Source organism: Curtobacterium sp. VKM Ac-1376, assembly GCF_015351025.1.
In the GTDB taxonomy this organism is placed as follows: Bacteria; Actinomycetota; Actinomycetes; order Actinomycetales; family Microbacteriaceae; genus Curtobacterium.
The window spans coordinates 1-12373 of the sequence record NZ_JADKRV010000013.1; the positions used below are offsets into that span (position 1 = coordinate 1).

Here is a 12373-nt window from a genome sequence, read left to right on the forward strand (position 1 = left end):
AGGAGGTCCTTCTCACATCCCAACGACTACAGCGAGTCGTCGCAGCTCAACCAACGTCCCTGGGCAGTACACCTAGCCGACGCTCCCGACGCTCCCGACGTGCGCCTCGCCGAGGTCGCACGAACTGCCGCCCGATGGGGCGGCGAGCGGCAGCTCGTGCGACCTCGGCGGTCCGTGAGCGGTCGTGACGTGTCGCCTGTGGGGCGTCGAGTGGTCGCAGGGTGTCGGTTGGCCGAGGTCCGGCCGACGGGACGTGACCGCGCGGGGTGGGGCGGGCGGTGTGTCATGACCGGTCGGCGGGGGCGAGGCGTGGGGCGGACGCGGGGCGGGCCTCCAGGCCGGGCGCGCGAGGTCGCACGACGCGCCGCGTGCGTGTCGCCGGGGTCCCACGAACCGTCGCCCGGCGTGCTGTCGGACGGCAGTTCGGGCGCTCTCGGCGGGCACGGGCGGGAACGAGCCGTGGACGCCCAGGTTGCGCCACGCAACATTCGTGCGTGACGCGCCGCTCATCAGCGGCGGAATCATGCAACATACGACTGGTGCGTGCATTACAGCGGTGTAAACAAATCGCCCTCAGTTCGTTCAGTTCCGTGACAGGGTGGTACCAATGAGCGTTCCTGGCCGGGCACACAGACGTTCCACCCTCCGGCTCAGGGTCCTTGCATTCATCTTCAAGAGAGGCATCGAACATGGCATCCGTGTTCAAGAAGCACACAGGCAAGTGGGGCACGCGCGGCATCGCGCTCGGCGCCGGTGCAGCAGCGACGGCGCTGGTGCTGACCGGCTGCGCGAGCAGCAGCGTGAGTGACACCGAACTGGACGGCCTGAGCATCGGGACGACGGACAAGGTGACGTCCCTCGACCCGGCAGGCTCCTACGACAACGGCTCCTTCGCCGTGCAGAACCAGGTGTTCCCGTTCCTGATGAACACGCCCGTGGGCAGCCCGGACGTCGAGCCGGACATCGCCGCGAAGGCGGAGTTCACGGACCCGACCACCTACGAGGTCACCCTCAAGGACGGGCTCGAGTTCGCGAACGGCAACAAGCTCACGTCCAGCGACGTGAAGTTCTCGTTCGACCGTGAACTGAAGATCAACAACGAGAACGGTCCGCAGTCGTTGCTGGCCAACCTCAAGAGCATCGACACCCCGGACGACACCACCGTGGTGTTCAACCTCGACCACGCCGACCAGACCTGGCCGCAGGTGCTCTCGAGCCCCGCAGGCCCGATCGTCGACGAGGACGTGTTCTCGCCCACGGAGCTCACCAGCGCCGAGGACATCGTCAAGGGCAAGGCGTTCGCCGGGCAGTACCAGATCAGCTCCTACAAGGAGAACCAGCTGGTCCAGTACAAGGTGAACCCGAAGTACGACGGTGTGCTCGACAAGGCGAAGACCGACGAGGTGACGGCCAACTACTACACCAAGGAGACCGACCTCAAGCTCGCCGTGCAGAAGGGCGACGTCGACGTGGCGTACCGCTCGCTGACGCCGACCGACATCTCGGACCTGCGCAAGGACGACGACCTCACGGTCACCGACGGTCCCGGCGGCGAGATCCGCTACGTGGTCTTCAACTTCACGACCCAGCCCTACGGCACCGGCCAGGACGACGCCGACGAGGCGAAGGCCCTCGCCGTGCGCCAGGCGGCAGCCGACGTGGTCGACCGCGCGCAGATCGCGAAGGAGGTCTACAACGACACCTTCACGCCGCTGTACTCGATGGTGCCGGACGGCCTGACCGGCGCGGTCCAGCCGTTCAAGGAGATGTACGGCGACGGCGACGGCGGGCCGGACGTCTCCAAGGCGAAGAAGACGCTGTCGGACGCCGGTGTCTCCGGCAAGGTGGAGCTCGACATCCAGTACGCGCCCGACCACTACGGTTCGGCCTCGGACGACGAGTACGCGCTCCTGAAGCAGCAGCTCGAGGACTCCGGCCTGTTCACCGTCAACATCCAGTCGACGGTCTACACGACCTACGCCCAGGAGCGCACCAAGGACGCCTACCCGGTCTACCAGCTCGGTTGGTTCCCGGACTTCTCCGACGCCGACAACTACCTGTCGCCGTTCTTCACCAAGGAGAACTTCGTCCAGAACCACTACGACGACCCCGAGATCCAGGACCTCATCGCGAAGGAGCAGGCCGAGTCCGACCCGGACAAGCGCGCTGACCTGATCGAGCAGGCCCAGGAGCGCGAAGCCACGCAGATCTCGACGCTGCCGCTGCTGCAGGGCAAGTCCGTCGCGGTCGCCGGCAAGGACGTCAAGGGTCTGACCCTCGACGCCTCGTTCAAGTTCCGGTACGGCACCCTCAGCAAGTAGCACCAAGCCCCACGTGCAGGCCGCGGGCGTTCCCACGAGGAACGCCCGCGTGCCTGTGCAACGGCGACGAAAGGCACCCACCCCGTGACCCTCAGCACCCCCGAGGCGATCGAGACCGAACCCACCAAGCCCCAGGCACAGCGACGTGCCGGCGGCGGTGGCGGCGGACTCGGTCGGTACATCCTCGTCAGGTTCCTCCTCATCATCCCGACCGTCTTCATCCTGGTGACGCTCGTGTTCTTCCTGATGCGCGTCATCGGGAACCCGATCACCGCGTCCGTCGGCGGCCGTCTGACCCCGAGCCAGCTGCAGGAACGCCTGCACGCCGCCGGGTACGACCGCCCTGTCCTCGTGCAGTACTTCGAGTACCTCGGCAACATCCTGCGCGGTGACTTCGGGACCGCCACGACGGACAACCGTCCGATCACCGAGATCATCGTGCAGTACGGCGGCGCGACCGCGGAGCTCGTGTTCTACGCGCTCATCGTCGCCCTCGTGCTCGGCATCCCGCTCGGAATGCTGGCTGCCTACACGCGCGACAAGTGGCCGGACGTGCTGCTCCGCGCGCTGGCGATCCTGACCTACGCCACCCCGGTGTTCTTCGGCGGTCTGCTGCTCAAGCTCGTGTTCTCGGTGTGGCTCGACTGGCTGCCGCTCGGGGACCGCGCCTCGACGCGGGTCTCGCTGATCCTCGACAACATCCCGGGGGCGAGCGGGATCTACATCGTCGACGCGCTGCGCACCGGTAACGCCCAGGTGATCGGCAACGTGCTCCAGCACGCCGTCCTGCCCGCGCTGACGCTCGGGCTGCTCACCGCCGGTATCTTCCTCCGCCTGGTGCGCGCGAACATGATCGGCTCGCTCGGCTCCGAGTACGTCGACGCGGCCCGGTCGCGCGGCGTCCGGGAATCCCGGCTCGTCCGCACCCACGCGTTCCGTCCGGCGCTCGTGCCGATCATCACCGTCATGGGCCTGCAGATCGCGATGCTCCTGGGCGGCTCGGTGCTCACCGAGACGACCTTCGGGTGGCGCGGCCTGGGCTTCGAACTCAACCAGTACCTGTCGGCCCGTGACTTCGTCGCGGTGCAGGGCATCGTCGCGATGCTCGCGGTGATCGTCGCGGTGACGAACTTCATCGTCGACGTCGTCGCCGCACTGATCGACCCGAGAGTGAGGTTCTGACGATGGTCGACACCACCCTCGTCGACCGCCACGAGCCGCTCTGGAAGCGGCTCCCCGTGGTGGTCCAGCTCCGTCGGAGCACCGGCTGGCAGCGCGCCATGCTCATCGTCGGCGTGGTCATCTGCGCCCTCTACCTGCTCATCGCGGTGTTCGCCCCGCTCCTCGCCCCGTACGGCTTCGGCCAGTTGCAGGGCGCGGACGGCGAGAGCTTCCCGCGCACCGGCGAACCGAGTGCCGAGCACATCTGGGGCACCACGGTCGGCGGCTTCGACGTCTTCAGCCGCGTGCTCTACGGCGCCCGCACCGCCGTGCTCGTCGTCATCGTCGCGGTGATCGTCTCGATCATCGTCGGTGTCCTGCTCGGCCTGGTCTCCGGCTACCTCGGCGGTTGGCTCGACCGGATCCTCGTGGTCGTGGCGGACGCGATCTACGCGTTCCCGTCGCTGCTGCTGGCGATCGTCGTGTCGATCGTGATCTCCGGCGGCAACTCGAGTTACTCGGGCGGCATCATCGCGGCGGCGATCTCGATCACCGTCGTCTACGTGCCGCAGTACTTCCGCGTGGTCCGTGCCGAGGCCGTCCGGCTGAAGAACGACGCGTTCGTCGAGTCAGCGCGCGTGATGGGCACGAACCCGTGGCGCATCATGACGCGGCACGTGCTCCGGAACTCGACGCGCTCCCTGCCGCTCATCCTCACGCTGAACGCCAGCGACGCGATCCTGACCCTGGCGGGCCTCGGGTTCCTCGGGTTCGGCATCGGCCCGACCTCCGGCGCCGAGTGGGGCTACGACCTCAGCCGCGCGCTCTCCGACGTCGCGAGCGGTGTCTGGTGGACCGGTGTCTACCCGGGTGTCGCGATCGTGGTGCTCGTGCTCGGCGTGACCTTCATCGGCGAGAGCCTGAACGACATCTCCGACCCCCGACTCCGCGCGCGCCGACGACTGAAGCAGCTCGTGTCGACGCGCGACGAACGCACGAAGCGCGACGCCGAGGGCTCGACCAGCACGGAAGGGACGGGCGCATGACCCCGACCACCCGCCTGCAACCGGGCGACACCACCACCGAACCCGTCGTCGTCGTGGACGACCTCACGGTCACCTTCGCGACCGACGGCGGCGCCGTCGACGCCGTGAAGGGCGTCAGCCTCGACGTCCGCCCGGGCGAGGTCCTCGCCCTGGTCGGCGAGTCCGGCTCCGGCAAGTCCGTCACGGCCCGCAGCATGCTCCGGCTGATGCCCGAGACGGCGACGCTCGGCGGCGCGGTGCTGCTCGACGGCACCGACGTCGTGTCCGTCGGGTCGCAGAAGCTCCGCGAACTGCGCGGGACCGCCGGTGCGATGGTGTTCCAGGAGCCCTCGACCGCGCTCAACCCGGTCTTCACCGTCGGCTGGCAGATCGCCGAGGGGCTCCGCGCCCACGGCGGCGTGTCGAAGAAGGAGGCGCGGGCGAAGGCCATCGACTACCTCGGCCGCGTCGGCATCCCCGACCCCGAGACCCGCGTCGACCACTACCCGCACCAGTTCTCCGGTGGGCAGAAGCAGCGTGTCGTCATCGCGAGCGCCCTGGCCCTCGAACCGGCGGTGATCATCGCCGACGAGCCGACGACCGCCCTCGACGTGACGGTGCAGGCCGAGATCCTCGACCTGCTGCGCCGCTGCCGTGACGAGTTCGGCACGGCGATCGTCGTCATCACGCACAACATGGGGGTCGTCGCCGACCTGGCCGACCGCGTCGCCGTGATGTACCAGGGCGAGATCGTGGAGGAGGCGACGGCCACGGACCTGTTCGCACGGCCGCAGGCCGACTACACGAAGCGCCTGCTCGCCGCGGTGCCCCGGCTCGAGGCGTCGACTGGTGTCGCCCGGCGCGCCGCGATCAGCGAGGACGTCACACCGCTCGTCGAAGCGAAGGGACTCGAGATCGAGTACCCGGGCCGCCTCGGCTCGCCCGCTTTCAAGGCGGTCAAGGGCGTCGACCTGGCGATCCGTCCGGGCGAGGTCCTCGGTCTGGTGGGGGAGTCCGGCTCCGGCAAGACCACGATCGGCCGCGCGATGGCCGGCCTGACGAAGGTCACCGGCGGCTCGCTGAAGGTCCTCGGTGCCGAGATGCTCGGGTACCGGGAGCGCGACTTCAAGCACCTGCGCAAGGACATCGGGTTCGTGTTCCAGGACCCCGCGACCTCGTTCAACCCGCTGCTGACGATCGCCGAGTGCGTCGCCGAGCCGCTGGTGGTGCACAGGGTTGTGTCGAGCCCGCGGGCGGCGCGCAAGCGCGTCGACGAGCTCCTCGAGGCGGTCCAGCTGCCGAAGGCGTACGGCGACCGGTACCCGCACGAGCTCTCCGGTGGGCAGCGCCAGCGGGCGTCGCTCGCCCGGTCGCTCGCGCTCCGGCCGAAGCTGCTCATCGCCGACGAGCCGACGAGTGCACTCGACGTCTCGGTGCAGGCACGGGTGCTCGAGCTGTTCCTCGAGCTGCAGCAGGACCTCGGGTTCGCGTCGCTGTTCATCAGCCACGACCTCGCGGTCGTGGGCGCGCTGTCCGACCGGATCGCCGTGCTCTACCGCGGCGACCTGGTCGAGACGGGCACGACGGCGCAGGTGCTCGGCTCGCCGCAGCACCCGTACACGCAGCGCCTGCTGGCGTCCCTGCCGGTGCCGGACCCAGCGGAGCAGGCGGAGCGACGGCGTACGCTGGAGCGACTGGAGCACGCCGGGTCCTGACCCGACGTGACCCGCCCTGGAAGCCCGGCCAGCGTCGACGACGCACGCCGGGCCTCCAGGGCGGTCGTCTCCACTGCTGCACGCACGACGGGCCTGCCAGGGCGGTCCGTCGCGAACCGCCGCCAGGGGGCGGCGTGGAAGGGGACCCATGATCGCGGTCAACGGACCGGCGGTCGTCGCGGACGACGTGTCGATCGAGTACCGGGGCGGACGCGGGGGCGAGTCCATCCGGGCCGTCGACGGCGTGAGCCTCACCGTCCGGCAGGGGGAGATCCTCGCGCTGCTCGGCGAGTCGGGGTCGGGCAAATCCACGTTCGCCGCGGCCCTCGCGGGCCAGCTCGGTTCGCACGGTGAGGGCGAGGGGGCCCTGCGCCGTCACATCGTCGGCGGCGAGCTCACGGTGCTCGGGCAGAAGACCCGCGGGCTCCGCCCGTCGTCCCGCAAGCTCGAACGCCTGAGCGGGCGCATCGGCTACCTGCCGCAGGACGGCGCGGACCGCCTCAGCCCGGACCTCACCGTCGGCGAGGCCGTCGCCGAACCCATCTACGCACGCGACCGCCGGTTCGACCGCAAGGAGGCCGGCCTCATCGTCGCCCGCCTGCTCGACGCCGTGCACCTGCCGCTCGGCGTGATGCGTCTGAACACCTGGGAGCTGTCGAGCGGGCAGCGGCAGCGCGTCGCCCTGGCGAAGGCGCTCGTGCTCGAACCGCAGCTGCTCGTCGCGGACGAACCGGCGCGCGGGGTCGACGTGCTCGTGCGGCAGTCCGTGCTCGAGGCCCTGGCGACCCTGCAGCGTGGACGCCAGTTCTCCGCCGTCGTCGTGTCGAGCGACCTGCGTGAGGCCCGTGCCCTGGCCGACCGCGTGGCCGTGATGTCCGACGCCCGCCTGGTCGGGCTCGGAACCTTCGACGAGGTCCTCGACAACCCCGTCGACCCCTACGTGAAGACCCTCGCGTCGACCGCGGCGCGCGGGGTGAAGCGCCGCACGGCGCCGAGCACCGCCCGTCGGTCGTCGGCGCCGCGCCGTCCGGTCGCCGCCGGCACCGGGCCCCGCACCGATCGGCAGGAGAGCCTGTGAGCACCACGACCCCCGGCCAGCGTGGACACCGCGCCGTCGTCCCCACGACCGGGGCGCCGCTGCCGATCGCTCCGCCGCAGGCCGGCCCGGTGGCCGTGCTGCCCGAACCGACCGACCTGCACGTCACCGCGGTCACCGAGGCCGGTGGCACCGTCGCTCCGCTGGACGCCGACACCCGCGGCGTCGTGTGGCTCGACGCGCACGACCCGTCCGGTCTCGCCGACGCCCTCGACGCCGCGCCCGGGGTCGGCTGGGTCCAGCTGCCCTTCGCCGGCGTCGACGCCTTCGCCCACCTGATCCAGGAGCATGGCGACCGGGTGCTCTTCACCTCCGCCAAGGGCGCCTACGCCGAGCCCGTCGCCGAGCACGCGCTGGCGCTCACGCTCGGCACGCTCCGGGTCCTGCAGAAGCGCGCTCGTGCATCGTCGTGGGCCACCGAGCCAGAGGGCGTGTCCCTGTACGGGCGGAACGTCGTCGTGATCGGCGCCGGTGGCATCGCCCTCGAGTACCTCCGCCTGCTCGCGCCGTTCGACGTCGACGTCACCGTCGTGCGGCGGTCGGCCGACCCGGTGCCCGGTGCCGCGCGCACCGTCACGACCGACGAGCTCGACGCGGTCCTGCCCGACGCCGACGTCGTGATGATCGCCGCTGCCATGACCTCGGGTACCGCGAAGCTGTTCGGCGAGCGGCAGTTCCGGATGATGAAGCCGTCCGCGCGGCTCGTGAACATCGCCCGCGGGGGACTCGTGGACACCGACGCCCTGGTCGCCGCACTGCGATCCGGCGAGATCGCGGCGGCGGGGCTCGACGTCACCGACCCGGAGCCGCTCCCCGACGGCCACCCGCTGTGGTCCGAGCCCGGAGCGGTCATCACGCCGCACCAGGCGGACACCCCGGAGATGGTCGCGCCGCTGCTCGCCGAGCGCGTCCGGTTGAACACCACGGCGTTCCTCGACGGCACCGGCGAGGGCTTCGTGGGCGTCGTGGACCCGGTCGCCGGCTACTGACGCGAGGTCCTCGTCGTGCGGCGCGCCCGGGCGGCGTGTCCGATGCGGTGAGGGGCCTCAGGGTGCTGCTATGCTGGTACCCGTTGTTCGCACGTCATTCGCCCGCGGACAGTGATCCTCGATAGCTCAATTGGCAGAGCAGCCGGCTGTTAACCGGCAGGTTGTTGGTTCGAGTCCAACTCGGGGAGCGACAGGTCCTCATCCCTTCGGGGGTGGGGACCTTTTGTTTCCAGCCGTGGTCGTGGCTGTCGCAGCTGGCGCTCCCTGTACGATCGTTCCGTCATGACGATCACCGGGGAGTCCGTGCACGGACGCCCAGAGCGCAGCGGACCTCGACCCGTGCTGCACACCGTGGACAGTGCCCTCTCGTCGCGAGTGGCCTTCGTGGTCGTCCTGGCTGTCTTCACCGTGATGGGTCTCGGTTTCGCAGGGATCTTCCACGTCCACGTCGCCGCCGCCCCGGATGAGCGTGGGCACGTCTGGAACATCCTGCTCTACGCCGAGCGGCCCCTGCTCGCCGGCCCCTACCTGCAGCATGTGGACCCGTCGCAGCTCTGGATGGGCGAGCTCGTCCGGTCGCCGCTGTACCTGTACCACTACCTGATGTCGTTCCCCGCGCGCGGAGCACTCGCACTCGGGCTCGACTACGAGCAAGTCGTCTTCGTTCTCCGTGCCGTGGACGTGCTCTGGGCGGCGTCGGGACTCATCGCGCTGCGGTCGCTGTTCCGGAACGCTCACGTCCCAGCGTCGATCGGGCTGCTCGCGATCGTCGCGACGGCGTTCACCGGGCGGTTCGCCTGGCAGGCCGCGTCGGTGAGCTACGACGCCCCGGCGATGGCAGCGCTCTTCGTGTTCGCCGCGGTCGCGGTCCGGTTCGTCCGCGGCGGTGGGCTCCGCACGCTGGCTTGGATGGCCGTCGCAGCGGTGTTCGCCCTGCTCATGAAGTACTCGCAGGCGCCGTTCGTGCTCGCGGGAGGGTTCTTCGCGGTCCTGCTCCGCTACCGCGCCGACGGCTGGTCGTGGTTGCGGCACCCGGTGCAGCGTGCCGTGGAGGGCGTCCGCGCGCGACCCGGGCAGTCGATCGTGCTGCTCGTGATCGGCGGTGTGCTGACCGCTCTCGCCGTCGAGCGCTTCGGTCTGAACCTGTTGCAGTTCCACGCTGTGAACCCCGCTTGCACTGCCCTGCACAGTCGTGCCGATTGCATGGACCACGCGATCTTCCGCCGGAACTACGCCGCTTCTCGTGCGCGCGACCTTGCCGAGGTGAACGGAGCGCTGCCGGCTTTCGCGCCGCTGTCCTTCCTGTGGTCGTGGTTGACGATCTACTTCCAGTCACTGTTCTTCTTCTGGGGCGCCTCGTTCCCGTGGCGTCCGAACCCGGCGGTCGTCGTGTTCGGGGCCTCGAGCGCGGTCCTCGCGAGCGGGATCGCGCTGACGCAGGCCCGACGGCTCCTGCGCGATGCGGCGCTCGCCTGGTGCGCCGCGGTCGCGGCGACCTACACGTTCGCCGTCCTCTGCTTCAACGCCGCCACGATGGTCAACCTGGGGGAGTCGTACGCGTTCTCCGGCCGCTACCTGTTGCCAGCGATGCCGTTGGCCGTGGTGGTCGTCCTGGTCGGCATCCGGACGTGGCTCCGACGTCTCCGACCGCGAGCGCGATCCGTCGCGATGGCCGTGGTCGGTGTGGTGCTCGCCGCGCTCTTCGTGTTGTACAACCCGGTGAGCGCGTTCTTCCCTCACGCTCACTCCGCCGCGTGGTACTCCGGGTGGGGGCTCGACGTCCTGCCGAGGTGGCTGACCGGAGTCGAGTCATGAGCGCGTCGCGTCGCGCCCGTGACGTGGCCGTCGGAGTCGCCTCAGCCGCCTTCGTCGTGGTCATCGGCGTCGCAGCGTTCCTCAGGCCGGGCGACGACGGCGGTGCGAGCCACGACGTCGACGGTTGTGCGGTGGTGTCCGAGCCGAGCCCGGCGGCGGCGACGTCATGCCCCGGAGCCGACCTCTCATCGGTCGATCTCTCGACGGCCGACCTCCGGCTCGCGAGACTGCGAGGTGCTGACCTCCGTGGTGCGGACCTCTCCGAGACGGTGTTCTTCGGATCCGACCTGCGCGCGACCGACCTGCGCGGCGCGGACCTCCGGGAGGCCGATCTGCACGCCGCTGATCTGCGCGGCGCTGACCTGCGCGGTGCTCGGCTGACGGACGCTGATCTCTCCTCCGCCCGCATCGACGGTGCACACGTCTCCGGTGCCGACCTGTCCGGTGCTCGGATCGAGCAGATGAGCGTCCGAGGCACGGCACTGGAACCCGGGGCGCTCTCGGTCCGGAGTGCCGACGGCGGAGCAGTCCGGGTGGCGCTCCGACTCGAACTGCCACTCGGACTGACGTCTCCGAACTGCAGCGACCGTGTGGTCACCGCGGCGGTCGGCACCACGACCGTGCGGTGCCAGCTCCGTACGGATGCACGGCACGGCGGTCGGCTCGAGGCACCGGTGGACGTCGTCGTCGCAGGACCGGAGGGCTGACGCTCGGACACGGTCAGGGACCGCTGGGCTCGATCCTGAGCGTGCCGTCCCGGTTGTTGTCCTCGATGATGCCCTGTCGCGGTACGTAGACGTCGAGGTAGTCGAGCCGGAAGTGCTGGAGTTCCGCAGCGTGTTCGTCGAGGAACGTTCGAACCTGTTCGGGCATGGTTCGCCGCGCGTCCGCGCCCACGACGACGGCGTCGAACGGTCCGTTCTCGGGACGCATGGAGCCACGGTCGCCGAAGTAGATGCGCCAGGTGTTGGCGCTGAACTGGCTGAAGAGGACGCCTTCGGAGTCGTGTCCACGGACCTTCAGAGCGTCCGACAGCAGAGCAATCCCGCTGGGCCTCGTCTGCACGACGGCGACACCGATTCGTACGACGGGGATGAGCAGCGCAGCGACGAGCACCGCTGCCGTGACGCGACCGACCGGCGGCCGGACGGTCACCAGTCGCCCGTACCCGATCGCCGCCAACGAGATGATGAACGGCATCCAGGCGTCGTAGTAGTAGGGCAGCGAGACGTTGGCGACGACGACGTAGAAGAGGAGGAAGACCCCGAGGGCGATGCCGAGGTACGCGACGAGACGGTCCGGGCGGATGACGAGGGCTGCGACCACCCCGATCGTCAGGACGGTGAGCAGCAACCAGCCCGTGCCGTCGGCGAGGAACGCGAAGTTCGCCCACCACGGCGCTGCTGGGTAGATCGTGCCGAGGATGGTCGTCGGGTGTCCGTGGGCGTTCTGCTGCGCCTGGAACCGGAGCATCTGCCCGACGGCCCGGAAGAGCCCGACCGGCAGGTAGACGAGCACGAACACGACCACGAAGGCGACGCCGCCGTACAGCGCACCGACCCCCAGGTCGCGCCAACGGCGGAACAGCAGGGGGAGCGCGCCCACGGCGAGCACGAGCACCGCGGTCGACACCTTCGACGTCACCGACAGTGCGAGCAGCGCGCCCGCGGCGGCGACCCACCAACGGTTGCCGGTCCGGATCCACTGCCAGGCTGCTGCGAGCGAGGCGACGGCGAAGAAGACCATGAGCGGTTCGAGCATCGCGAACCGGTCGATGCGGACACCGATCACCGATCCGGCCTCGGCCCAGGTCGAGCCGGAACCACGCGGCGTCAGCCACCACATCGCAGCCGCGGTGAGCCCGGTCCAGAAGCCGACTTCGCGCCGCAGCCAGAGGAACAGGACGGCACCGGTGCCGAGCATCGCGGTCGCGGCCACCAGCCTCGGCCCGAGCGGCCCCTGTCCCACCACCAGCTGCGCGACGCCGTACACGTACTTCGCGAGTGGCGGGTGCTCGAGGTTGAGCGAGAAGTTCCCGTGCACGTAGGCCCAGCTCGCCCGCAGGTACACGAACTCGTCGTTCACGATGGTCGGCCGACCGAGGTGCCAGTAGGCGACGAACACGGCTGCCACGGCGACGACCACGAGGGCTGTCGCGCGGACGGGGCGGGAGTGCAGGCGGGGGATGAGGACCTCCAGGACGGGGCGGTGCTCCACAATCATCGCAGGAGCCGACGTGGGGTCCTGCGCA

The 12373-nt window shown here is 70.0% G+C and carries 9 protein-coding genes, 1 tRNA gene and 1 pseudogene; 10 read left to right on the forward strand and 1 reads right to left on the reverse strand.

All coding sequences use genetic code 11. The features are described 5' to 3' along the window. The first annotated feature begins 689 nt into the window (after window positions 1-689). From ITJ56_RS13955 to ITJ56_RS13995, 10 genes and pseudogenes are all read left to right on the forward strand, one after another. Complete coding sequence (locus tag ITJ56_RS13955) at window positions 690-2321, forward strand: ABC transporter substrate-binding protein (protein ID WP_194631217.1); 1632 nt, start codon at window positions 690-692, stop codon at window positions 2319-2321. Between the two features lie 234 nt (window positions 2322-2555). Beyond that, window positions 2556-2654: pseudogene (locus ITJ56_RS19135) on the forward strand (hypothetical protein); the annotation flags it as partial. Between the two features lie 183 nt (window positions 2655-2837). Next, on the forward strand, window positions 2838-3503 hold the full coding sequence (locus ITJ56_RS19140) for an ABC transporter permease (RefSeq protein ID WP_416354787.1): 666 nt from the start codon (window positions 2838-2840) through the stop codon (window positions 3501-3503). Between the two features lie 2 nt (window positions 3504-3505). Beyond that, complete coding sequence (locus tag ITJ56_RS13965) at window positions 3506-4528, forward strand: ABC transporter permease (protein WP_194631219.1); 1023 nt, start codon at window positions 3506-3508, stop codon at window positions 4526-4528. Next, the gene (locus ITJ56_RS13970) at window positions 4525-6222 is read left to right on the forward strand and encodes an ABC transporter ATP-binding protein (RefSeq protein WP_194631220.1); all 1698 of its coding nucleotides are present in this window, start codon (window positions 4525-4527) and stop codon (window positions 6220-6222) included. The genes ITJ56_RS13965 and ITJ56_RS13970 overlap by 4 nt, the downstream gene beginning before the upstream one ends. Window positions 6223-6370: 148 nt before the next feature. After that, entirely contained in the window at window positions 6371-7300 is a 930-nt protein-coding gene (locus tag ITJ56_RS13975) for an ATP-binding cassette domain-containing protein (protein ID WP_194631221.1), read from the forward strand. Further along, window positions 7297-8307: a D-isomer specific 2-hydroxyacid dehydrogenase family protein gene (locus tag ITJ56_RS13980; protein ID WP_323749819.1), complete on the forward strand. Its 1011-nt coding sequence runs from the start codon at window positions 7297-7299 to the stop codon at window positions 8305-8307. The genes ITJ56_RS13975 and ITJ56_RS13980 overlap by 4 nt, the downstream gene beginning before the upstream one ends. 115 nt (window positions 8308-8422) lie before the next feature. Beyond that, window positions 8423-8495 (forward strand) — tRNA-Asn (locus ITJ56_RS13985). A 94-nt stretch (window positions 8496-8589) separates the two neighbouring features. Beyond that, window positions 8590-10122: a hypothetical protein gene (locus ITJ56_RS13990; RefSeq protein ID WP_194631222.1), complete on the forward strand. Its 1533-nt coding sequence runs from the start codon at window positions 8590-8592 to the stop codon at window positions 10120-10122. Next, the gene (locus ITJ56_RS13995; RefSeq protein WP_194631223.1) at window positions 10119-10829 is read left to right on the forward strand and encodes a pentapeptide repeat-containing protein; all 711 of its coding nucleotides are present in this window, start codon (window positions 10119-10121) and stop codon (window positions 10827-10829) included. Before ITJ56_RS13990 ends, ITJ56_RS13995 begins: the two co-directional genes overlap by 4 nt. A gap of 13 nt (window positions 10830-10842) precedes the next feature. Here the strand turns inward: ITJ56_RS13995 and ITJ56_RS14000 are convergent, their stop codons facing one another. Then, window positions 10843-12345, reverse strand: a complete 1503-nt coding sequence (locus tag ITJ56_RS14000) for an ArnT family glycosyltransferase (RefSeq protein WP_194631224.1) — start codon at window positions 12343-12345, stop codon at window positions 10843-10845. Window positions 12346-12373: the final 28 nt, after the last annotated feature.

Bases quoted from the DNA above. Each gene is read 5' to 3' on its own strand.
- ITJ56_RS13990 (WP_194631222.1), top strand. From the start codon at position 8,590: ATGACGATCACCGGGGAGTCCGTGCACGGACGCCCAGAGCGCAGCGGA.
- ITJ56_RS14000 (WP_194631224.1), bottom strand. From the start codon at position 12,345: ATGATTGTGGAGCACCGCCCCGTCCTGGAGGTCCTCATCCCCCGCCTG.
- ITJ56_RS13975 (WP_194631221.1), top strand. From the start codon at position 6,371: ATGATCGCGGTCAACGGACCGGCGGTCGTCGCGGACGACGTGTCGATC.
- ITJ56_RS13970 (WP_194631220.1), top strand. From the start codon at position 4,525: ATGACCCCGACCACCCGCCTGCAACCGGGCGACACCACCACCGAACCC.
- ITJ56_RS19140 (WP_416354787.1), top strand. From the start codon at position 2,838: ATGCTGGCTGCCTACACGCGCGACAAGTGGCCGGACGTGCTGCTCCGC.
- ITJ56_RS13965 (WP_194631219.1), top strand. From the start codon at position 3,506: ATGGTCGACACCACCCTCGTCGACCGCCACGAGCCGCTCTGGAAGCGG.
- ITJ56_RS13955 (WP_194631217.1), top strand. From the start codon at position 690: ATGGCATCCGTGTTCAAGAAGCACACAGGCAAGTGGGGCACGCGCGGC.
- ITJ56_RS13995 (WP_194631223.1), top strand. From the start codon at position 10,119: ATGAGCGCGTCGCGTCGCGCCCGTGACGTGGCCGTCGGAGTCGCCTCA.